The organism is Neobacillus sp. plas4 (assembly GCF_057221695.1).
On record NZ_CM170152.1, the window covers coordinates 4,747,056 to 4,769,312 of the forward strand.

Consider the following 22,257-nt stretch of genomic DNA (forward strand, 5'->3'; position numbering starts at 1 on the left):
AAATACCAAGATTAATTTATTGCCCCAGTTTCGTGGAGCAATTCTAAGTCTGACTCTGTAATCAAGACTTCTCGAGGCTTACTGCCGTTGGCACTTGTGATAAAACCATTGGATTCAAGCATATCCATAAGTCGTGCTGCCCGATTATAGCCGATTTTAAATCTCCTCTGTAAGCTGGAGGTAGATGCCAGCCCCTGTTCAATAATAAATTCACAAGCTTCATAAAAAAGCTCATCTTCGTCCTCTGTTATCTGTGCCTTTTTTAATAGTTCCTCTTGTTCAAATAAATATTGCGGCTCGCGCTGCTCTCTGACGTGTCCAACAACAAGATCGATTTCTTCATCCGAGACATAGGTTCCTTGGAGACGAACTGGTTTTGAAGAACCATTTTCTAAAAAGAGCATATCGCCTCGACCCAGTAATTTCTCAGCGCCACTAATATCAATAATGGTCCGAGAATCCACCTGTGAAGAAACAGAAAAGGCAATCCTTGTAGGGATGTTGGCTTTAATTAGTCCTGTAATAACATCCACTGATGGCCTTTGAGTCGCAACAATTAAATGGATACCGCATGCTCTTGCTTTTTGAGCGATCCTAGATATTGCCTCTTCCACATCTGCAGGTGACATCATCATTAAATCTGCTAATTCATCAATAATGATTACAATAAAAGGAAGTTTATCAGAGTATTGCTTATGCTTCATTGCAATTTCATTAAATCGTTTTATGTCGCGGACTCCTGTATGCGCAAATAGTTCATAGCGTCGTTCCATTTCATCTACTGCCCATTTTAAGGCTGCCGTGGCTGCTTTTACGTCTGTTATAACAGGACTAACCAAATGCGGAATTCGATTATATGGAGCAAGCTCCACCATTTTAGGATCGATTAATAATAGCTTTAAATCTTCTGGACTGGCTTTAAATAATAAACTTATTAAAATGGTGTTTATACATACACTTTTTCCAGAACCTGTTGCCCCGGCAATTAACCCATGGGGCATTTTATTAAGATCCGTAACGATTGGCTTTCCGGATATATCTAGACCTAGGATAGCAGTTAAGGGAGATTCAGACTCTCTAAAAACCGAGCTTTGAATAATCTCAGTGATGAGCACTGGACGTGATTTTTTGTTTGGCACCTCGATACCGATCGTATGTTTACCAGGAATCGGTGCTTCAATCCGGATATCTTTCGCTGCAAGACTTAGCTTGATATCATCACTTAAATTTGTAATTTTATTTACTTTTACCCCCGGCTCCGGCTGGACTTCAAACCGAGTAACGGCTGGACCTTGTGTGACATTGACAACACTTGCACCGACATTAAAATTTTGTAACGTTTGGTTTAAAAGTTCTTCTTGATACAATAGCCATGCCGTATCGTCTTCTACCAAAACGGGCGGGTTTAACAAATCCATTTTAGGAAACTCATATACGCTTGGTCCCGACTCCACATGATTTTCCTCTATTAGGATTTCTTTTTTAGGCAATGCTGAAACATTGGTTTTTAGTCGAGACTCTTTCTGTTTATCTACTAGCGCAATGGTTTCTGGTTGAGACTCTTTTGGTTGAACCTCTAAAGCAATCGTTTCTGATTGAATCTCTTTCGGTTTATCCACTACTGCAAGGGTCTCTGGTTGGCTTTCAATCGGTTTATCCACAGGAGCGGTATTTTCCGATTGGACCCCTTCCGGTTTATCTCCTACAGCAGTATTTTCCGGTTGTACCTCGATCGTTTTATTCTCATGAGAGACAACCTTGGTCTGAGTCTCATTCGGAGGGACTGTTTTTGTTCTTTTACGTTCTTCCCATTTTAACCTATCCTGTTTTAGCATCATGACGTTGAACGGAAGAGGAGAGCGTCTTGGTTTCTCTTTTTCTTTAGGTTCTTGAGTATTTTCTTCAACTTTCGTTTCAGTTACCGACGAATCAATAACAGTCTCCACTACTTCAGTTAACCCAATTTCTGTTACCGACGAATCAATAACAGTCTCCACTACTTCGGTTAACCCAATTTCAGTTACCGGCGAATCAATAACAGTCTCCACTACTTCGGTTAACCCAATTTCAGTTACCGGCGAATCAATAACAGTCTCCACTACTTCGGTTAACCCAATTTCAGTTACCGGCGAATCAATAACAGTCTCCACTACTTCGGTTAACCCAACGGCAGTCTCAGAAGCAGCTATTTCAATTTCAGTATATGACTCTGGCTCTATTGCTTGGGTCCTTGAATCCAATTGGTATTCTATTTCATCATCAAAGAAATGGCTCAACTCATGTTCTACAACAGTCTCTGTTGCTTTAGCAGGTCTGTTAAACCCAAAAATAGGTGAAGGGATTTCTGTCAGCTGGAACGGTTTTTTCTGAACAGGAGGCAGAATTTTTTTAATTTCCGGCAAGCTCTTTTTCTCTGAACTTTTACTTTCAGGAGCTTGCTCTTGCCTAATTCGGCGGTCTGCCTTTTCAGATTTAACTATAGGTACCTCAGATTTCAGCTGGAATTTAAGGCTTCCTTTAGGATATTGATAAGAAATTTTAGTTTCTAGATAATGACGGCCCTCCAATATTTTATGAGACGAAATTCTATCCTGCTGCTTGTTATGTATGTCATATTCAGCATATTCATCATCCTTGTCCTTTATAAACTTTTGAAAAAAGTTTTGTATCCAGCTCAAAACAATCACTCTTTCTACTCTTTCTATCACTCTATTTTAACAGGTATTATTAATTTTTCGACAAAAAATCTAAGAATAAGCAAAAAAGACCACTTATCGTGATCCTTTTCCGTCCGTATTTCTTGTCTTCCCTAGGATAAATATTGGTTCTAGTTCTCCATCCTCATACAAGAAAGATAATGCCGTTATTGGCACACGGCCATTCGCAAAAAAGCTCATGGCCATTTGTGCTAATACATCATACCCTGTGTTATTTTGAATATCGGCGATAATTAAGACGTCCTGATGGGGAACAGCAAGTACCATGGTCCCAGTGATTTTTTTATTCATCTCATTTAAAAAGCCTTTATTTAATATCCGGCTTGCATCGTATCCATCATTTGAATTTAGAAAGTAAAATGTATTTCCAGCTACTTTGTCCTCTTTCAAAGCTGTCTTCAGGGATCTGACATTAAATAAGGCAATTTCTTTAATCCGGCTTGCCTGCCATCCCTCTTTTTCCATGATTCGTGAATCTATTAGACGGTATGTATTTCCCATATCATAAGCATAATATATTTTGGTTTCCGCTGTATGATCATCCGTTAAAAATGCAACACCTTCTTCGGCTTCAAGCGGAAAGGAGGTAGAGCGAATAACTGGAAAAATTTTTTTCTCATGGTCTGTTAACTGGACTGTATCCGTCATGGCCTTTAGACCTTCTTCTACATAATAAACCACTTCATCAATTGCCTTTTCTTTTTCTGTATACCACTTAGCAACAATACCTGCTAACGTTATCGTTATTCCTTTTCCAATACTTTTATTTTCAATCCGCAGCTGATCCTTTTCTCGATCATATGTGATTAACCGATCATCACCAGCTAAGCGTGATTCTAATTCTCTTTTCATTTTAATACTATCCATTTTCATTTTCATCCCTCCATAGCCCCTTCATTGTACATGAAAAAACCTCTATCGCAAAAGAAAGACGATGGAGGTTTTGGAATGGTTTATTTTAAACCATTAATAAATTCTTCTATTTCTTCTTGGGTTTTCCGATCTTTGCTTACAAATCGACCTAGTTCTTTCCCGTTTTCAAATGCGATAAAGCTTGGAATACCGTAGACCTCTAACTGTTGGCATAACTCAATATGCTGATCTCGATCAACATGAATAAAAGTGAATTCACTATACTTCGCCTCTACTTCTGGGAGTATCGGCTCAATAACCCGACAATCAGGACACCAGTTTGCTGAAAACATGAATATTGTTTTTTCTCCATCACGAAGCTGTTCAAATTGCTCTATAGAAGCTAAATTTTCCAAACCAAACCTCTCCTTTTAAAAAAATTCTCGTTATTTTCCATTTTCCACAGATTTAACGATTTGTGTCATCGCTGCCGCCTCATTTTTTAAGCTGCTTGTTTTAATCAGGGTAGTAATTTTTGTTCCACCTATCCCAATGGTCATTTCATTCATATCTTCTTCTAATTGGTTGATAATTAAGTAACCAAACTGATCGTTTTCCTTAAATTTCTCATTTATCTCAATGTCTTTATTTTGTGCAACTGTTGATTTATACACGACATCGCTTGCTTTATTTTCTTGAGGATTATTAAAAAGAATATATTTTTTTGATCCATTTTTTAAAAGTATATTATTCGGAGATTCATCTTCGATCTCATAACCAAATGGTAAGTAAAAATCAATATCTCCACTATTTTTATTTGTCTTTTTGTCCTTTTCATTAAGTGCTTCTTTTACTACTTTAATTGTTTCTTTACTTTCTGCTTTAAAGTTCGATTTTCCACAGGCACTTAGTAAAAAAATGGATACGAGTACAATCAAAATGGCATTAAAGAATCTCAGCTTCCTTCGCCTCCTATAACGACAATTATCCTATCTACATCATACATTCCATAAAGTAGAAATGACAAGTTTTTTGTCGATATTTAGCGACAAAACAGGATAGATATCACTATTATTTATTTTTCAAGGCTGTTTGATAGTGATATTGTCCTACTAAAAGATTCGTAATATGTGAAAACATCTCTGAACGGTTTATCAAACCATTGGTAAAGATGCCAATCGCTCCTTCATTCTTACGGACATTTTCTTTTTTAGCATAATCGGCCATTACTGGTCCTAGTTCTTCTCCAGCTCTTAATCTCCCTGCAATTTCTTCTGGGAGGAGTAACCTTGCACCGCCAGCAATAATCGGTTCCCTATTCTTTGAAGCTAAAGCACCCCAATTACACAGTAACAAACCATGAGCAGATTCCTGTACCCCTCCTTCAAGACCGATTCCAATATCGCCATTCCCCATTTGCATTGCACCAACTGCTCGATTAATAGCTCCTTTAATGGTCTCTTCATCTGAAAATGGCTGTTCACTTACTCCTGAGGGGATGTCTAACGAAAGAAACTCCGTTTGTTGATTATGAAAAGATCTTTTTACTGCAGCAACTTTTGCAGGATTATTTGACCCAATAATTACTTTCATATTTCAGTCTCCTTTTTTCCACATAAAAAGAAGGCATCATCCATGCCTCCTTCATCTCAATTAACTGTTTGCATTGATGGTATCTACCGTTGTTTGATCACAAGCCTTTACAAGCTTAACAAGTAATTCCTTCGCTGCAGCATAATCATCCGTATGAATCATAGAAGCATGTGTATGAATGTAGCGTGAACAAATACCGATTACACCGCTTGGGACACCTTCATTTGATTGATGTACGCGTCCTGCATCGGTTCCACCTTGCGAAACGAAATATTGGTACGGGATTTTGTTTGTTTCTGCCGTATCAAGAATAAATTCTCTTAATCCACGGTGTGTTACCATTGATCTATCTAGAATTCGGAGTAACGCTCCCTTCCCTAATTGACCAAATTCTGATTTACTTCCAGACATATCGTTTGCAGGGCTCGCATCTAATGCAAAAAAGATATCTGGTTTAATCATATTGGCTGCAGTTTGTGCACCACGGAGTCCTACTTCCTCTTGAACCGTTGCCCCAGAATAGAGGATATTCGGCAAGGTTTCGTCTTTTACCTCCTGAAGAAGTTCAATAGCAAGACCACAGCCGTAACGGTTGTCCCACGCTTTTGCGAGAATTTTCTTTTCATTTGCCATTGGTGTAAAAGGACAAATTGGCAAGATCGGCTGACCTGGTCTAATTCCGATGCGTTCTGCGTCTTCACGATCATCCGCACCAATATCAATGAGCATATTTTTAATATCCATTGGTTTGTTTTTCTTAGATTCATCTAATAAATGTGGAGGTATAGAGCCTATGACTCCAATTACTGGTCCGTTATTTGTCATAACCTGAACACGCTGCGCTAATAATACTTGACTCCACCAGCCTCCTAGTGGTTGAAACCTCAGCATCCCATTGTCCGTAATCTGCGTAACCATGAATCCTACTTCATCCATGTGACCAGCAACCATGATGGTTGGTCCCGTTTGAGTACCTTTTTTAACCCCAAATATACTTCCTAGTTTATCTTGGACAATTTCATCTGAATATTGGGCTAACTGTTCTCTCATGAAATTTCTGACTAAATGTTCATTGCCAGGTGCCCCTTGTAGTTCCGTTAATGTTTTAAAAAGATTCAATGTCTGTTGATTCAAAGATATTTCCCCCTCAATTGAGTATGTACAACAATATGTATATTTTTATATTACTGAAATTTTGCATCGCTTACCAATAATTAATTTGTCTAAAGGAATTATTATGTTCCTCTTACTAAATGAGATATACTGGAAATAAGCGCAATTTTATTTTGGAGGTGCTTTATGAACTGGAAATCATTTATCCTTGGGGCCGCAGTCGGAGTCATCAGCGGCTATGCTGTTAAGGAAATCATTTCACAAAAGACATATGTTTCCCCTGAAAAAGTATTGGAGAACGTCAAAAAACAATTTAATCAAAATGGACCGATTAGCGGCTCTTGGATACATATGGTCACAGAGCCTTTTGAAAAGCACCAAATCAAGTATCAGGTTTATAAGGGCGGTATCTCAAAAAGCCATAATGGAGTTAATGAGCAATTTGAATTTATAGCAGACGCTTCAACAGGTACCCTTTTAGACGTAAAAGCAGCCACAGAGCCAGCCCTATAAAAGACAGAAGCCGTATCCATAATGGGTACGGCAGTTTCGTTGTTATTTTGACCTTATTTTACTCTCATTATGCTTTCGAGAATTTGCCCATCTGGGCCCCATTTAACTGCTCGGTAAAAAGCATCATGATAAAAAGTGAACCAAGCATTTTTATCCTTCACATAGTTCCCCCATTTTTCCTTTGCCGCTATTGAATCCATCGGGTAATCGTCATAGGCCATAACCCATAAAGGATTTTTATGGGCATGTGTCGGCATTAAGTCTGCCATATGGATAGCCATTTCTCCTTCATCCTCAATCATAAGGATAGAATGTCCATTGCTGTGACCTCCCGTATGAAACATACTAATGGCTCCCAAACTCCATTTTTCATCAAATGGAATCACTTGTGATTGGATTGCTTCCCAATTTTCCTTCCAATATGCACTTTTTGAGCGTATATTTGGATTCCGCATTTCATCCCATTCAATGGTTGAGGTAATAATCTTGGCTCTAGGGAATGTTGATTGATACTCCCCATCTTCCAACTTGGTCAATCCACCCACATGATCATTATGCATATGTGTCATTAAAACATAATCAATATCTTCTGGATGTAACCCTAACTTTTGTAATGAGCCCTCCACGTCAGATTTCGCAGTAACACCAAAATTCCGAAGTTGTTTTTCCGATAATTTTCCGCTTCCGATTCCTGCTTCCACTAAAATATTTTTGCCATCCATTTGGATTAAGATTGGATCTGTAGGAAGTTCAATTAGGTTTTTGTCATTAGGCGGATACTTTTTCGACCACAATACTTTGGGAACTACACCAAACATTGCACCGCCATCTAAATTTGTGACTCCTCCTGATAACCATGTAAGCTGAACCCTGCCGATTGTTAACGTTTCCATTTCCTTCCCTCCTTTGTCCTGTTATTTCCATATTAACACATATAAAAAGGACAGTCCCTTTGAAAGACTGTCCTGCGATTAGTTTTGATATTTTACTTCACAACGATAGATACGATTTCCCATTTCAGAGAACTTTTGCTCATACTCTGTCATGATGTTTCCTTCAAATTCACTTTTATGAAGATCAAGGCTGAGGAAGGTTAATAATAACCCATATTCAGAAAAACTCTTTAAAGAATATTCAAATAATCCTTGATTATCCGTTTTAAAGTGGATTTCTCCTTTATCCACCAATATGGATTCATAAAGCTTTAAGAAATCCTTATAGGTTAATCTTCTTTTTTCATGACGAGTTTTTGGCCAAGGATCTGAGAAATTCAAATAGACCCTATCAACATCATTTTTTTCAAAATATTTATTTAAGTCACCCGCATTCACATTAAGAAGCCTTAGGTTTGGTAAATCTGCTTCAATTAGCCGATCTAACGCCTTCACAATAACCGAATCATAAATTTCAATTCCCATATAATTAATGTCGGGGTGGGCCTTAGCCATTTCTGTAATAAAACGTCCCTTGCCTGTCCCTACCTCGATATGAAGCGGCTGTTGATTGTTAAAAACCTCATGCCACTTTCCTTTATAAGTTTCTGGGTCGGCCACAATATACTGTGGATGTGCCTCAATATATTCCCTTGCCCATGGTTTATTCCTAAGTCTCATTTTGCCACTCCTAAAAATCATATTCATTTTATTATTGGTAATAATGGGGTGTACCATTAATGTATAAACAAAAAAAGAATTCACAACCTAACTGTGAATTCTTTTTATTTTCACTTGAAAGGGTGTTCGAACATGCCATTAAGTCATCAGGACCAAGTTTCATTACTAAAAGATATTTTAAATAATCATCAAACCGACTGCTGTGGATCTGTTTCCGAATGTGAACAATTGGAACGATTAGTAAAATCTTTAATGGTAAACACACAAATTGATCAAAATGTTAAAAGTGTTTTACAGGAGGTATATAATTACAGTCAGCATGGTGCCCAAACAGCTGATTTGGATGAACATATACTTTCTAACCAAGGTAATTTGTCTCAATGGGTATCAAATATTGACTCGTTTTCTTAATTATAAAAGACCATCTAAAAAAGTGATCCATTTTTCCATTTCCTGATTCCTATCTTTGTTCTTGTACCATTGAATGGAAGATAGGGTTTGCAGTGCCACATACCATTTCATTCGGAGCTTTAAATTTTCTGTTAACGGTTTACCATACATGGCTAACCAGCTATTCCAACTATCCTCAGGAATATACCAGTAAAGCAGCATGCCAAGGTCAATTGCCGGGTCAGCAATCATTGCACCATCCCAGTCAATTAAATACAACTGGTTGTCTTCTGTTAACAGCCAGTTGTTATGGTTGACATCGCCATGACACACTACCTGTTCATTAGAAAGAATATTTTTTTCCTCGTTTAGTAGAAAACTCAGTGTTTCTTTTACAACGGGTAATGATAGTACCTCTTCATCCAATTGGTCAATGATTGATTGAAAAATTGTGTCTGGCTGTAATGGCTCCATTTCAAGCCTGCTTAACATCGCAACCATTGGTTCTGAGCGGTGAATTTTCCTAAGCATCCTTGCAACAGCTTCATGATTCATATCGGAAGACTTTAATTCCCGCCCAGGCAGCCATTGCTGTGCTGTAATCACATCTCCGTTTTCCAATCGTCTTGTCCAAACAAGCTTTGGGACGATTCCTTCTGCAGATAATACGGCTAGAAATGGAGAGGAATTGCGTTTTAGAAAAAGCCTTTGGTCTTCAAAGCAAGCAAAAAAAGCCTCTCCCGTTTTACCCCCCGCAGGGACAATCTCCCATTCTTGTCCTAATATATGTTCCAATATTGTTCACCTTCAATGTATGCCGTTCTAAAAATAGGTCAAAAAACACCCATTTAGTAGTTTTAGTAGAAAATATTATTTAGAAAAATAAAAAAAGCTATTGGACAATAGCACACAATAGCCATCTTAATAAATTTTATCTCCAATTGGCTTTAGTAGTCAAGTATATATGAACAAACTATTTTTTTGCCAGTATAGTTACACAAACAGGCTCTAGAACGATTTCTTTACCTTCTACTCTTTGTTTGGAATAAATTTCCGCCTTTTTATCATTGGCAATTACGTTCCAAGCTCCGTTAGAAATTTCAATCGTTTGTTTTCTCCTTAAAGGGTTAATCAAAAGCAGCACTTCCCGAAAATCTTCGCTTTGATTTTGAAAGGAAAACCCAATAAGCGGCGTTGGCAGCGGTAAAATATGAGTATTTGTTCGTATTTCCTCCGCATTGTTCATTCGAAAGCACGGTAAGGCTTTACGGATTTGAATTAGACCTTTGATATATTCAACATTATCTTGATGGAGGTCCTTACGATCCCAATCAAGCTGGTTAATATGATTAGGGGATTTATAACTATTCCCATCGCCTCGTTTTGTTCGGAAGAACTCCTGTCCACTGTGAAGAAAAGGTATTCCTTGTGATAATAATACAATAGCAGTTGCAAGCCGGTGATATTTAATATGGAATAAAGGGTCTAAATCTGAAAGACAAGAACCAAGTTTATCCCACATAGTGTGATTATCATGACATTCTACATAATTCACCGATTGTGTGGGCTGATTGAAAAGACCGCTGGCTGGTTCATCTAAACCAATGCTGCCAGTTATGGTTTGTAGTGCGCCTTTATGGTAATGCTCATTTCCAAGTACATACCCTTTGTCATACAAATTAAAGGTACTCCCCTTGATCGAATCACGAAATTTATCATTAAATTGACCAATTGCTGGAAGCTTAGATTGATTCCGAAGGATTGCCTTTTTCTCAATTGGAAGTGGAGTATTCAAGTTCCAGCCTTCTCCAATAATTAACGTTCCCTTTTGAATGCTATCACAGGTCTTTCTAACCTCCTGCATGGTATCAATATCTAAAATCCCCATTAAATCAAATCGAAACCCATCTATATGATATTCCTCCATCCAAAAACGAACAGAATCTACGATAAACTTTTTCATCATTTTTCTCTCAGAGGCAATATCATTTCCAACACCCGTTCCGTTTGCTGGGAACCCAAGCTCATTATGGCGGAAGTAATAACCCGGAACGATTTTTTCAAAAGGGGATGTTTCCCGAATATATACATGATTATAGACAACATCCATAATCACTCTTATTCCTTGACTGTGAATAGAATCAATTAATTTCTTAAGTTCAATGATTCTTGAATAGGGGTCTGAGGGATTTGTTGAATACGAGCCTTCAGGCACATTAAAGTGAATAGGGTTATACCCCCAATTATATTCTTTAGCAGGATCTAACTCATCTACTCCTGCAAAATCATTGAAAGGCAGGAATTCAATATGTGTGATGCCTAGATCCTTAACATAGGAGAGTCCAGTGAGTTCGCCATTTTTACTTTTTGTATTTAACTCTGCAGCACCAAGATAGAGTCCCTTTTGTTTAACGCCGCTATTGGGATGGATGGTGAAATCTCTGATATGCGTTTCATAAATGATCGCATCTACTGGATTTTCAAAAGGAGGCAGCGGTGGTTTTTCTCTCCGTGTTTTCTCTAACTTTACAATAACCCCTAACTCTCCATTCGCAGTGACTGCAACGGCGTATGGATCAACTGATTCCCGCCATTCCTGATTTACAAGGACTAGAAACGTATATTGATAAAGTTCTAAATCAGAGTGAACAACCGTTGACCATACCCCTTTTTCTTCCCGTCTCATCTTGATAATTTCTGAAAAAGTACTATTAGCTTTTCGTAATTTTACTTTTACTTGTGCAGCTGTTGGTGCCCAAATTTTAAACTGTGTTTGATTGGCCTCACATTTAACCCCTAGGTCATTTCCATCATAGAAAAAACGTTCATCAAATGCTCCTGTTCGAATGACAGCCCCAATTTGAAGATCGGTTTTTCCTCCATGCTCATCTAAAATCCAGTAGGGATGACCAAAAGAAATTTCCTCAGAAAGCCTGCATATATATTTATTATGGTTCTCAATTTGCTGTTTTTTGATCAATTGTATCGGTTTAACCTGCTGTGAATCATCGGTAATCGAGAAAGTGGAAGACAAACCATGATGATAGGAAAGTGGAAGAAGAATCGTAATGATATCCATCTCATCTAAATAGGCTTGGAAATTTCGTTCATTGGGATTCATTCACGTCCCTCTCTTTCAGATCAATATCTCGCAAACTTCGCACCCTCGTTAAGACTTTTAGCGTTTTGGTTTGAACATGAATGTTTAAGGGGGTAAATCCAATATCTTCACCATCTGCATGGACATATAAAGGTGATGAGGATTGAATTGTAACCATTTGTCCCTTAAATGTTTTTACTTCTTTAAAGTGGATATGCTTCCCCCAAAAAACACTGATAAAAACCAATAATAGCTTCAACCTAGATAAATGATGAACGACTGTAATGTCTAAGAGTCCGTCATTTGGGACTGCCCCAGGGGCAATTTTCATGCCTCCTCCGTAATAGGGTTGATTGGAAACAGTTACAAACCACGTTTGTTCAAGTATATGCCTGCTCCCGTCAATTGATAAATCAATTGTTGAGCATTTATAAGAAAAAAGCTTTTTTAGTAAAAAATACACATAAACCAGTCGGCCTAAAGATAGTTTATTTAGCCACGCTTTCATTTTAGATCGGTTCACTTCATATGAAATTAGTGCATCGAACCCTGCACCCATATTATTAATAAAATAATGCTCACAATTATCTTTCATAGAAACCTTACCAATATCGATTAATGGTGCTTCTTTTTCCATCAGGCCAAGAATAAACTCTACTGCTTCTTTTGGATTTGCGGGTATATGATATCCTCTTGAAAAATCATTTCCTGAACCACCGGGTATGAAACCTAGAGTAATATTCTTATATTTTACAACTCCATTCATTACCTCGCTTATGGTTCCGTCGCCCCCAAGGGCAATAATGACTTTATGGTCATTATTTTCCTCCGCAATGTGTGCCGCTAGTTTAATCGCATGACCGTGATATTCTGAAAAAAAGGCCAAATAAGGAATATAATCATCCTTTAATTTGGATTCAACTTTTTTCCAGACGTTTAAACTGTATCCATTTCTAGCCTTCGGATTGATAATAAAATAGAGTTGTTTCATACAACCAACCTTCAACATTAATTTTCAGAAGAGATTCGTCCTTTTACCGCCTCTTTGAGGACAAATCTATTTTATTCCTTTTGATGATTTGTCCTTAATGCCCCTGCTTGAGGACAAATCTAATTGGTTCCTCATGAAGATTTGATCTTAATACCCGTTTATTCCAATAGGTATTTTTCTTTTACTTCGTATTTTGGTGTTTGATCAAGATGTGTTTGGTATAAAACTACTTCATTTGCTTGAAATAGGAGCGGATTGGGCTGTAACTCATCAAGGAGTCTTTTATGAAAGTGCTGATCCCCTGTCCACTTTCGTGCAAGGGTGATATGAGGTTTAAATGGTCTTGTTTCAAGTTTAAAACCAGCTTCTAAGCAGGATTTGAACACCTTTTCTCTAACTTCTCGCAGCTCATTGCTTTCTCTCGTATCCGCCCAGAAAATACGCGGTGAATCCACCTTTCCAAACGTACCAAGATTGTTTATTTCTAAAGGAAATCCCTTACATTCACGTAAAGCTTCGCGAACATTTTCTATAGCAATAGAAAGTTTCTCTGCAGGTGCATTGCCTAAAAAGGCTAATGTAATGTGTAAATCTTCATGGTGAACCCAGGTGCTGAATGGGAGAATTTCTTTAAACCTATCTCTATGCTTTTTCATGATCAGCTTTGTCTCTTGTGGAATTTTAATAGCGAAGAAATAATGTGTTTGCTTGTTCATATTTATCATTCCTTTTCTTATTTTAGACTATTTTTTCCTAATTGAGTGTATTTAACAGCATTATTAGGGCTCTTATCTTATACTTTGTCAGTTTCCGCAGAAAAACAGCCTAACATAAAGAGAAACGTGCACCAGATGTTTTAATCCGCTGCACGCACATTCGCTACATATCTTTATCAACAAGTACACCACATTGTTTTTCAATTTCTTTTTCAAATAGTTTCTGCAATTTTTTGGTGATTGGCCCAGGAACTCCCGTTTTAACTTTCTGCCCGCTTATTTCAATCACCGGCGTTACTTCTGCTGTTGTACTTGATAAAAATACTTCGTCAGCTTCATCAAGTTCTGCTAACGAGACTGTCCGCTCTTTTACTGGGATATTGTTTTTTATACAAAGGTCCAAAATAACATCTTTCGTAATTCCTTTTAGGATTAAGTTGTTCGATTCATGGGTGATGACCGTCCCATCTTTAACGATAAAAATATTAGATGAACTGCCCTCTGTGACATCTTGGCCGCGGTGCTGAATGGCTTCAAAACACCCCTCTTCGCTGGCCTTTTGTTTAGCTAGTATATTCGCAAGTAAATTTAAGCTTTTAATATCACAGCGAAGCCAGCGAATGTCTTCCGTCAAGATGGTCTTTACACCAGTCTTCAGGTTGTCGAACGGTCTAACTCCCCGAATTGTATAGGCCACTAGTGTTGGAGGAACAGCGCCTGCTGGAAATACATGATTACGAGGTGCAATCCCTCGAGTAACCTGCATATAAACATTGCCTGTCACAAGATTATTTTTTATAACTAATTTTTCTAACAGGCCAGTTAATTGAGTACTCGTATATGCTAATGAAATCCCTATACTTTCAGCACTTTTTGCAAATCTGTTTAAATGTTCAGCTGCCGTAAACATCTTTCCATTATAAACACGTATTACCTCGTAAACACCATCACCAAACTGATAGCCTCGGTCTTCTACATCTATCATGGCTTCGGACCTCTCAATAATTTCCCCGTTCAATAATGCAAATTCCATTCTTACACTCCCCCTAATGTTCATTACTTAGCTAACTCATAAATGGCCTGTGCATAAATAGCAGTCGCTTTCAATAAGTCATCGATTTCGATATATTCATCTTTTTGATGGGCTATATCTGGTCTTCCTGGAAATAAGGGACCAAATGCTACACCTGCTTTTAAGGACCGTGCATATGTTCCTCCGCCAATCGAAATCAATTCAGCCTCTTCACCCGTTTGTTCTTCGTAAACCTTTTTTAAGGTTTGAATTAAGAATTCATTTTCGTCGACATGGTGGGGTTTGGTGTCCTTAAATTTTGTAATCGCAAAACCTTCATTTAACAAAAGTTCATCTAGCTTTCCTTTGGCAGCCTCCATATTGTTCGTAACCGGATATCTGCAAGTTATCCCAATGCTGCCGCCAGACTCAGGGAAGTAAGAAAGCTTCCCAGGGTTGATGGTTAATTCACCAGAGATTTCATCTGAGAATGCTACTCCTAGGTTCACAGCACGGGAATCATTAAAGAAATAGTGAGAGACAAATTTAAAATAGTGTGCAGCCAAATCGTCTAATTCCAATTTCGAAAGGAATTCTGCTAGAAATAAACCAGCATTTATTCCCTTTTTCGGCTCCATTCCATGAGCAGATACACCCTTTACTTCAAGTATGAGGTCTCCTTTTTCAACATAAGAACTGTGTTCTAATTTATTTTGCTTCATAAACTCTGTATATCTTTGGATAACTTCCGTTTGACTCCCTTTAATGCATAAGGTTGCCGTTGCAAAATCCGGAACCATATTGTATCTTTGACCGGATGTAAAAGTAAGAACTTCAACATTCGCTGTTCCAGTATCTGTGATAGACTTTTGATGCGTCATATCCAAATCTGCGATTCCTTTTTCGGCATTAATAATCGGGAAATCTGCGTCAGGTGCGAAGCCTAAGGTTGGCATTTCTTCTTCTTTAAAATAATGCTCCACACAACGCCAATCGCTTTCTTCATCCGTACCAATAATCATCCTGATTCGTTTATTTAGCGGCAGACCAAGTTCCTTTACTATTTTCATTGCATAATAAGCACCCATTGTAGGACCCTTATCATCAATCGCTCCTCGGGCATATATTTTCCCATCGCGAATTTCAGCGGCAAAAGGATCACTGCTCCAACCGTCACCTTCTGGAACAACATCAACATGGCAGAGGATACCGAGTAGCTCATCTCCCTCGCCAAATTCCAAATGTCCAGCTACATTTCCAACATTCTTTGGAGTGAACCCGTCTTTTTCACCAAGAGTAAGCATGAAATCTAATGCTTCTTTCACACCTTTGCCAAGCGGGGCATCGGGAAAAGTATTTTCCTCGTCTAAAAGACTTTTAATATGTAATAATCTCTGGGTATCTCTCAAGAGATCATCTTTTCTCTTCTCTACTTCAGCCATCCAATTAATTATTGTCAATAGTGTTCCTCCTATTTCCTTAATTGGTTATTTACACCTATGCCAATATCTTATCAATTTTCCTTACAAAAACGAAATGATTTTCGCCTTCTTGTCCTATCATTAATTTACAAATAATTCAATCGATTTGTCATAATCTTAACAATTACTCCCATAGACTATAGTAAGAATCAGGAAAGGGAGGAGAAAAAACGAACAATTATTGTTAATAAGATATGTTTTTTATGTAAATTATTCGCAATTGGTGGAAATTTTCAGAAATTGTGGGTACAATATATTTAAGTCATCAGGGTATCCACTGCAACTATCTATTAAAAAAAGGAGTTGTCTGCGGGGAAAAAATTACATACTAATCTTAGAGGCTGTCGGTAGAGGGATAGACAATAGGTTTTAAAAATGGATAGGGAGTGGTTCTTTGAAACCTTCGACTAACCGGATGTTAAACCGCATCAAATGTATCTACATGTTTATTCGTAATAAAGGCACAGTCACGACGCAAGAACTTGTAGAGGAATTTGGTATCACTCCTCGCACCATACAACGGGATTTAAATGTTTTAGCCTATAATGACTTGGTAATAAGCCCAAGCCGCGGAAAATGGACGACAACACAAAAGAAAGTTAAAATGTCATCTTAAAATATGAATAAACAGCTTTTGCAAACAAGCACGCGATAACCTCGCGTGCTTGTTTGCTTTTATTTTTAAAATAGTGTTGAATATCTAGTATAATATGATATATTAGTATAATATTTTAACGCGTAAAAGCGTTTAAGCAAAAAAGTGACAACTCCATAAATAAAGGTAGGATCATCATGGAAAATAATCAACATGATTTAAAAAAAGGATTACTGCCAAGGCACGTTCAATTTATTGCCTTAGCTGGAATGATTGGTACAGGAATTTTTAAAGGAAGCTCTGATACGTTAAGTATAGCAGGTCCTAGTGTTATCTTTACGTATTTAATAGGCGGGCTGCTATTATTCATCGTAATGGCTGCTTTGGGTGAGATGGCCATTGCTTTTCCCAACCATAATGTCCAGCTGCTTCTGTATCGAGCTTTTGGTTTTAAACTTTCATTTATAACCGGCTGGCTATACTGGATTAATTGGACCATTGTAATAACAGTTGAATTATTAGCAGCAGGAAGCTTTCTGCAATTTTGGTATCCTTCAATCCCACTATGGCTGCTTAGTCTGCTTTGTGCAGCTTTCATTATTGGCTTTAATTTATTCCCGGTAAAATATTACGGAGAACTAGAGTTTTGGTTTGCAGGAATAAAAATAGCTGCATTAGTTGCTTTCATCGTATTGGGTGCACTTATAATATTTGGTATATTCCCAAGTAATATTGAGGACCCTCTTTCAAACTATACGGCCCATGGCGGCTTTTTCCCTCATGGATGGAGTGGAATGCTGAGTGCCTTTCTTGTCGTTATGTTTTCATATGGCGGTGCTGAATTAATTGGGGTGGCAGTAACTGAAACAAAGGATGCCGAACGCGTCATGCCTAGTATTATTAAGGGTGCTGTTTGGCGGGTTATTATTTTTTATATCTTCCCTATTATCATTATTTGCGGTATTATTCCTTGGAATCAAGTAACCGGTCAAGATAGTCCATTTGTTCAAGTGTTCAATATTACAGGGTTGCCTGGTGCGGCACATGTAATGAATTTTATTCTTTTAACAGCGGTACTTTCAGCCGCAAATTCTGGGATTTACGCAACATCAAGAACACTTTTTTCAATGGCAAAAAGCGATGTTGCTCCGAAAGCATTGATGAAAACATCAAGAAACGGAATTCCCATTATAGGGCTTATGATTACAACAATCTGTTTATTAGTGGGCGTTTTCCTAGCTTATATCAGTCCTAGTAATATCATTAGTTATCTTATGACCATCCCTGGGTTCACGATTATGCTCGTTTGGATTGGTATTTGTGCAGCACATTTAAAACTCCGGCCGCAATATAAGATGAAACCTTCATTTCAAGTAAAATGGTTCCCATTTACTACGATTATTGCCATCTTAGCGCTGAGTTTGATTTTTATTGGATTTATTTTAAGCCCAAACAACCTTATTGGTTCGAGCGTGTCTCTACTCATTTTGGGACTTCTCATTTTCCTATCCTTTATAGCAAAAAAGAAGTGAGGCACTTTAGTGTGTCTCACTTTTTTTTCCTTTATTCCTCTTTAAACAATTCATAAAGAAACCTTTTTCTATTTTCTAAAAAGTATTTTGTAATTGTGTAATGGTCTGTACTTTCATAGTCTATTTTCGAAATTTGACCGTGGTCGAAGCTATAAATTTCTGCATCTGGATATCCTAATAGGATAGGAGAATGTGTGGCGATGATGAATTGAGCATCTCCTTGTGTTTCAAGGTCATGGATAACTTTCAGAAGGGCTAATTGACGTGCAGGGGATAATGCAGCCTCAGGTTCATCTAATAGGTAAATGGCTTCTCCATTAAATCGATTTAGAAATAAAGACATAAAGGATTCTCCGTGGGATTGCTTTAATAAAGATTTCCCGCCATAATCCTTAAATCCATTCTCATCCACATCATCGATATGCGTCGCAAAATGATAAAACGATTCTGCCCGCAAAAAGAATCCATTCGTAATTTTAGGCATCCAAGAAAGTTTTATATAATTACCAAGCCCTGAATCTTTCTCATATACCTCATAAGTATTATTTCTCCCACCGCCAGCGGTATTAAAACCACATTGATCAGCAATTGCCTCTAATAAAGTTGATTTCCCGGATCCATTTTCACCTACAAAGAAGGTGACATTACTCTCAAACTTAATCTCGTCCAGGTTCGCTATTGAGGGGATGGAAAAAGGGTAATCGTTAAAAATGGGAATCTTTTCTTTTAATAAAGTAACTTTTTTTAAAAACATAACGCTCTCCCTATATAACATTTCTATATCATTCATTTTACACGATAGATGCAAAAAGCAGCTTTACTTTTTAATAAAGCTGCGCACTTTCCTTTTGGCTATGATTTTTCTCCATAAATATGTTAAGAAAAGAATTGTCATGTATTACACCATATTTTTCCCATGAAAAATTTCATCCATTTCCAGCTTAATTCTCTCGGTAATTTCAATTAACTCTTCTGGATGTAGGGTTTCTTTTTTATAGCCAAATAAATAGTTGTTTAAATCGAATTCCCGAAGTTTACATTTTGTATGGAAGATATTTTCTTGATACACATTTACATCAATCATATCAAACAGTTCGCCAACGTCCTCGGGAATATAATTTTGAATGGAGCTAATCTCATGGTCAATAAATAATTTATAACCATCCTTATCCCTAGTAAAACCACGAACCCGATAATCAATTGTCATGACGTCTGTTTCAAACGAACGTATGAGGTAATGCAGTGCTTTAAGCGGCGAGATTTCTCCACACGTTGATACATCTATGTCTGCCCTAAATGTGCTAATCCCCTCATCTGGGTGATATTCAGGGTATGTATGCACTGTGATATGACTTTTATCTAGCTGCAAGACTACTGAACCCGGTAACGGTCCTGGTGACTCCTCAAAGTGCTCTAAAGGTGCGTCTTCAACTGGTCCCTCTGAAACGAGAAGTGTGACACTTGCCCCCGCTGGTTCAAAGTCCTGACTTGCGACATTTAATACATGCGCGCCAATAATGTCTGATACGTGGGTTAATATTTTCTGCAATCTTTCGGCACTGTACTGTTCATCAATATACTTTACATATGCCTCGCGCTCTTCCCTCGATCGTGTATAACAAATATCATACATATTGAAACTTAGTGATTTCGTTAAGTTATTAAAGCCATGCAATTCAATGGTTTCTTTCGGTGTGAGTTTCATACAGCTTCCCCCTTTCGATTTTCAGGAAACGTGGGACAGTGTCGTAAATATTTTTAGATTACCCATTTTTAAGATTTGTTACTTATAAAAATTACATTTCTCCATCCTTATTTATAATAATTCTAATTTAATATTTACTTTTAATTAATATATGTTATAATTAGTATAGATAATAATTAGGAGGTATGAAATATGACACAAACATTAACCCTTGAACAAGTAATGAATCAACAACTCGCAAATTGGAATGTATTATACACAAAACTCCATCGTTTCCACTGGTATGTAAAAGGACCTCACTTTTTTACCTTACATGAAAAATTTGAAGAGCTATATGAAGAGGCAGCTGGAACCATGGATGAATTAGCAGAACGATTATTAATTACGGGTGGAAAACCAGTTTCCACATTAAAAGAATACCTTCACTTTGCAACCATTGAAGAAACTTCCGAAGTTTTAACAGCTGAAGAAATGGTACAAAACGTTGTCAATGATTTCTCGCAGCTTATCTCTCAATTAAAGGAAGGTAAAAAGGCTGCAGAACAGGTAAACGATGAAGTAACCAGTGATATGTTTACTGAACTTATTGAAAAATTAAGCAAGCATAATTGGATGTTAACTTCATTTCTACAAGGATAAAAAATGAGACTGGGACATAACTAGCTTCAAATAGTGAAAAAGGTGAAATTGAGTGTGCTCAATTTCACCTTTTTCTGTTTTTACTCATAATTGTTGTTTATTCTTAGCTGTTAGCCGTGAATTTTTGTAAATTCACGGCCATTAACGCTATTCCCATTTCATTCTCAACCTTCGATTTTCCACGTACAGAAAACCGAGTGAAACGCAAATTAGCCTTCAAGAATCCAAAAACTGGCTCCACATCGATTTTGCGTTTTCGATAGATGGCATTCGTTTTTTCTTCTGAAAGCTTCGCTCTCACATATTCTTTTTGTTGTTCCCATTTCTTGTTCACCATTAACGTTCGATTATTGCCTTCTTTTGCCTTCGTACACGATGAACGGAATGGGCAGCCTGAACAGTCTTCACATTCATAGATTTTAAACTCTCGCTTGAAACCTGTTTTATCCGTGCGTACAGAACAATATTTAAAAGCCAGGCGTTGCTGGTTCGGGCAAATGTATATATCATCTCCTTCATTATACTGCCAGTTGTCTGGATTAAAATCGTTTTGTTTATATCTTTTCTTTTGCTCTTTCAAGTACATGTTATATGTAATGAGCGCTTCTCGTTTACGATTGGAAAGGATATCTTCATAATTTTGCTCACTGCCATAACCTGCATCTGCGACAATATGCTTTGGTAACTTAAAATAATGTTGCTCAATTTCATCCAGGAACGGGATTAACGTACGTGTGTCTGTCGGATTTGGAAATAAACTATAGGCAAGTGCGTATTGACCTTCGGTTGCGAGTTGTACATTATAACCAGCTTTCAATTGACCATTTTTCATATAATCATCTTTCATGCGCATGAACGTGGCATCGTGATCTGTTTTTGAATAACTATTACGTGGGCCAAAGATTTCAAAATCTCGTTGGTATTTCTGTGTTCGCAAGATATAATCAACCATCTGTTTACGCAACTGCTTGGGATATTTCCTCTCACTCCTTAACGCCTTTCGTTCCACTACATCTGACGATGCTTCTATTTTTTTGTCATAATCGGTAACAATATCATCTACTTTTTGAACCATTTGACCAAGTTCCTCAATCGATAACTGTTCCTCACTTTCTCGTTCAATCTCAGGTATAATTTCCTTTTCAAGTAGCTCGTTGTATAGTTCATTTGACTTTTCAATTAATGCTTTGTGATACTTCTCAATTGATTTCTTCCAGACAAACGTAAACTTATTCGCATTCGCTTCAATCTTTGTGCCATCGATAAAAATTGCTTCTTGATCGATAAGTTTTTCTTCGACTAATTGGCAACGGAATTGGACAAAACATTGGCGAATTAATTCTTTCACTTCTGATTGAACACGGAATCGGTTAATTGTACGGTAGCTTGGTTCATGCCCTTGAGCTAGCCACATCATACGGATACTGTCTTTTAATAGGGCTTCAATTTTGCGCCCTGAGAAGACAGATTGCGTGTAGGCACATAAGAGTATTTTGAGCATCATGCGTGGGTGGTAGGCAGGACATCCCTCATTTCGAAGAAATGGTTCCAACGCTTCCTGAGGAATACTTTCAACTAAATGATGGACATGGAAGGCAATATCATTATTTTGTAATTTTACTTCTAAATCTAAAGGCAAAACTAATTGATTCATGATATAATTTTTAAACATAAGGACACTTCTTTCTGATTTTA

General features: G+C 37.5%; 22 protein-coding genes. 5 read left to right on the top strand and 17 right to left on the bottom strand.

Features of this window, described 5'->3' with window-relative positions; translation table 11 throughout:
- Positions 1-11: 11 nt before the first annotated feature.
- From AC2TFD_RS23945 to AC2TFD_RS23970, 6 genes are all read right to left on the bottom strand, one after another.
- Positions 12-2,678 carry a DNA translocase FtsK gene (locus AC2TFD_RS23945; protein ID WP_484674104.1) on the bottom strand — a complete coding sequence of 889 codons (2,667 nt, stop codon included), beginning with the start codon at positions 2,676-2,678 and terminating at the stop codon, positions 12-14.
- Positions 2,679-2,771: 93 nt separating this feature from the next.
- Positions 2,772-3,584, bottom strand: a complete 813-nt coding sequence (locus tag AC2TFD_RS23950) for a DUF1444 domain-containing protein (RefSeq protein WP_335519975.1) — start codon at positions 3,582-3,584, stop codon at positions 2,772-2,774.
- 86 nt (positions 3,585-3,670) lie between these two features.
- On the bottom strand, positions 3,671-3,985 hold the full coding sequence (locus AC2TFD_RS23955; RefSeq protein WP_335519973.1) for a thioredoxin family protein: 315 nt from the start codon (positions 3,983-3,985) through the stop codon (positions 3,671-3,673).
- Positions 3,986-4,015: 30 nt separating this feature from the next.
- The gene (locus AC2TFD_RS23960) at positions 4,016-4,507 is read right to left on the bottom strand and encodes a hypothetical protein (protein ID WP_335569815.1); all 492 of its coding nucleotides are present in this window, start codon (positions 4,505-4,507) and stop codon (positions 4,016-4,018) included.
- Positions 4,508-4,640: 133 nt separating this feature from the next.
- Positions 4,641-5,162: a DUF84 family protein gene (locus AC2TFD_RS23965; RefSeq protein ID WP_335516219.1), complete on the bottom strand. Its 522-nt coding sequence runs from the start codon at positions 5,160-5,162 to the stop codon at positions 4,641-4,643.
- A gap of 60 nt (positions 5,163-5,222) precedes the next feature.
- Complete coding sequence (locus tag AC2TFD_RS23970; RefSeq protein ID WP_335569817.1) at positions 5,223-6,296, bottom strand: M42 family metallopeptidase; 1,074 nt, start codon at positions 6,294-6,296, stop codon at positions 5,223-5,225.
- A gap of 165 nt (positions 6,297-6,461) precedes the next feature.
- Between AC2TFD_RS23970 and AC2TFD_RS23975 the strand changes: the two genes are divergently transcribed.
- The gene (locus AC2TFD_RS23975; RefSeq protein ID WP_335516225.1) at positions 6,462-6,788 is read left to right on the top strand and encodes a PepSY domain-containing protein; all 327 of its coding nucleotides are present in this window, start codon (positions 6,462-6,464) and stop codon (positions 6,786-6,788) included.
- Between the two features lie 53 nt (positions 6,789-6,841).
- Here the strand turns inward: AC2TFD_RS23975 and AC2TFD_RS23980 are convergent, their stop codons facing one another.
- Together AC2TFD_RS23980 and trmB are read right to left on the bottom strand one after the other, a co-directional pair.
- Positions 6,842-7,681, bottom strand: coding sequence for a YtnP family quorum-quenching lactonase (locus AC2TFD_RS23980; RefSeq protein ID WP_335516227.1), 840 nt, complete (start codon positions 7,679-7,681; stop codon positions 6,842-6,844).
- 78 nt (positions 7,682-7,759) lie between these two features.
- Positions 7,760-8,401 carry a tRNA (guanosine(46)-N7)-methyltransferase TrmB gene (gene trmB, locus AC2TFD_RS23985; RefSeq protein ID WP_335516229.1) on the bottom strand — a complete coding sequence of 214 codons (642 nt, stop codon included), beginning with the start codon at positions 8,399-8,401 and terminating at the stop codon, positions 7,760-7,762.
- Between the two features lie 132 nt (positions 8,402-8,533).
- Between trmB and AC2TFD_RS23990 the strand changes: the two genes are divergently transcribed.
- Positions 8,534-8,812 (top strand): YtzH-like family protein, encoded by a 279-nt coding sequence (locus tag AC2TFD_RS23990; RefSeq protein ID WP_132093300.1) that lies wholly within the window; start codon positions 8,534-8,536, stop codon positions 8,810-8,812.
- On the opposite strand, the gene AC2TFD_RS23995 is transcribed toward AC2TFD_RS23990, so the two are convergent.
- From AC2TFD_RS23995 to pepV, 6 genes are all read right to left on the bottom strand, one after another.
- Positions 8,813-9,586: a phosphotransferase gene (locus AC2TFD_RS23995; protein WP_335516232.1), complete on the bottom strand. Its 774-nt coding sequence runs from the start codon at positions 9,584-9,586 to the stop codon at positions 8,813-8,815. It abuts the gene before it with no gap.
- A gap of 178 nt (positions 9,587-9,764) precedes the next feature.
- On the bottom strand, positions 9,765-11,912 hold the full coding sequence (pulA, locus tag AC2TFD_RS24000; protein WP_484674105.1) for a type I pullulanase: 2,148 nt from the start codon (positions 11,910-11,912) through the stop codon (positions 9,765-9,767).
- Positions 11,899-12,882, bottom strand: a complete 984-nt coding sequence (locus tag AC2TFD_RS24005) for a diacylglycerol/lipid kinase family protein (RefSeq protein WP_335516237.1) — start codon at positions 12,880-12,882, stop codon at positions 11,899-11,901. The genes pulA and AC2TFD_RS24005 overlap by 14 nt, the downstream gene beginning before the upstream one ends.
- A 158-nt stretch (positions 12,883-13,040) precedes the next feature.
- Entirely contained in the window at positions 13,041-13,598 is a 558-nt protein-coding gene (thpR, locus tag AC2TFD_RS24010) for an RNA 2',3'-cyclic phosphodiesterase (protein WP_484674106.1), read from the bottom strand.
- Positions 13,599-13,761: 163 nt separating this feature from the next.
- Complete coding sequence (gene dat, locus AC2TFD_RS24015; RefSeq protein WP_484674107.1) at positions 13,762-14,631, bottom strand: D-amino-acid transaminase; 870 nt, start codon at positions 14,629-14,631, stop codon at positions 13,762-13,764.
- Positions 14,632-14,654: 23 nt separating this feature from the next.
- Entirely contained in the window at positions 14,655-16,070 is a 1,416-nt protein-coding gene (gene pepV / locus AC2TFD_RS24020; RefSeq protein WP_484674108.1) for a dipeptidase PepV, read from the bottom strand.
- A gap of 415 nt (positions 16,071-16,485) precedes the next feature.
- Between pepV and AC2TFD_RS24025 the strand changes: the two genes are divergently transcribed.
- Both AC2TFD_RS24025 and AC2TFD_RS24030 read left to right on the top strand, forming a co-directional pair.
- Entirely contained in the window at positions 16,486-16,707 is a 222-nt protein-coding gene (locus AC2TFD_RS24025; RefSeq protein WP_063252171.1) for a DeoR family transcriptional regulator, read from the top strand.
- 176 nt (positions 16,708-16,883) lie between these two features.
- Entirely contained in the window at positions 16,884-18,218 is a 1,335-nt protein-coding gene (locus AC2TFD_RS24030) for an amino acid permease (RefSeq protein WP_335512730.1), read from the top strand.
- Between the two features lie 31 nt (positions 18,219-18,249).
- On the opposite strand, the gene AC2TFD_RS24035 is transcribed toward AC2TFD_RS24030, so the two are convergent.
- Complete coding sequence (locus AC2TFD_RS24035) at positions 18,250-18,972, bottom strand: AAA family ATPase (protein ID WP_335512732.1); 723 nt, start codon at positions 18,970-18,972, stop codon at positions 18,250-18,252.
- Between the two features lie 144 nt (positions 18,973-19,116).
- A complete protein-coding gene (gene speD, locus AC2TFD_RS24040) occupies positions 19,117-19,923 on the bottom strand; it encodes an adenosylmethionine decarboxylase (protein ID WP_335512734.1) in 807 nt (268 codons plus the stop codon).
- A gap of 192 nt (positions 19,924-20,115) precedes the next feature.
- Between speD and AC2TFD_RS24045 the strand changes: the two genes are divergently transcribed.
- A complete protein-coding gene (locus tag AC2TFD_RS24045) occupies positions 20,116-20,562 on the top strand; it encodes a Dps family protein (RefSeq protein ID WP_335512736.1) in 447 nt (148 codons plus the stop codon).
- A 103-nt stretch (positions 20,563-20,665) separates the two neighbouring features.
- Here AC2TFD_RS24045 and AC2TFD_RS24050 read toward each other — a convergent pair whose 3' ends face one another.
- Positions 20,666-22,234: an IS1182 family transposase gene (locus AC2TFD_RS24050; RefSeq protein WP_484674109.1), complete on the bottom strand. Its 1,569-nt coding sequence runs from the start codon at positions 22,232-22,234 to the stop codon at positions 20,666-20,668.
- Between the last annotated feature and the right edge of the window lie 23 nt (positions 22,235-22,257).

Bases quoted from the DNA above. Each gene is read 5' to 3' on its own strand.
- speD (WP_335512734.1), bottom strand. From the start codon at position 19,923: ATGAAACTCACACCGAAAGAAACCATTGAATTGCATGGCTTTAATAAC.
- AC2TFD_RS24045 (WP_335512736.1), top strand. From the start codon at position 20,116: ATGACACAAACATTAACCCTTGAACAAGTAATGAATCAACAACTCGCA.
- AC2TFD_RS24005 (WP_335516237.1), bottom strand. From the start codon at position 12,882: ATGAAACAACTCTATTTTATTATCAATCCGAAGGCTAGAAATGGATAC.
- dat (WP_484674107.1), bottom strand. From the start codon at position 14,631: ATGGAATTTGCATTATTGAACGGGGAAATTATTGAGAGGTCCGAAGCC.
- AC2TFD_RS23950 (WP_335519975.1), bottom strand. From the start codon at position 3,584: ATGGATAGTATTAAAATGAAAAGAGAATTAGAATCACGCTTAGCTGGT.
- AC2TFD_RS23990 (WP_132093300.1), top strand. From the start codon at position 8,534: ATGCCATTAAGTCATCAGGACCAAGTTTCATTACTAAAAGATATTTTA.
- AC2TFD_RS24035 (WP_335512732.1), bottom strand. From the start codon at position 18,972: ATGTTTTTAAAAAAAGTTACTTTATTAAAAGAAAAGATTCCCATTTTT.
- trmB (WP_335516229.1), bottom strand. From the start codon at position 8,401: ATGAGACTTAGGAATAAACCATGGGCAAGGGAATATATTGAGGCACAT.
- AC2TFD_RS24050 (WP_484674109.1), bottom strand. From the start codon at position 22,234: ATGTTTAAAAATTATATCATGAATCAATTAGTTTTGCCTTTAGATTTA.
- AC2TFD_RS23975 (WP_335516225.1), top strand. From the start codon at position 6,462: ATGAACTGGAAATCATTTATCCTTGGGGCCGCAGTCGGAGTCATCAGC.
- AC2TFD_RS23965 (WP_335516219.1), bottom strand. From the start codon at position 5,162: ATGAAAGTAATTATTGGGTCAAATAATCCTGCAAAAGTTGCTGCAGTA.
- thpR (WP_484674106.1), bottom strand. From the start codon at position 13,598: ATGAACAAGCAAACACATTATTTCTTCGCTATTAAAATTCCACAAGAG.
- pulA (WP_484674105.1), bottom strand. From the start codon at position 11,912: ATGAATCCCAATGAACGAAATTTCCAAGCCTATTTAGATGAGATGGAT.
- AC2TFD_RS23980 (WP_335516227.1), bottom strand. From the start codon at position 7,681: ATGGAAACGTTAACAATCGGCAGGGTTCAGCTTACATGGTTATCAGGA.
- AC2TFD_RS24030 (WP_335512730.1), top strand. From the start codon at position 16,884: ATGGAAAATAATCAACATGATTTAAAAAAAGGATTACTGCCAAGGCAC.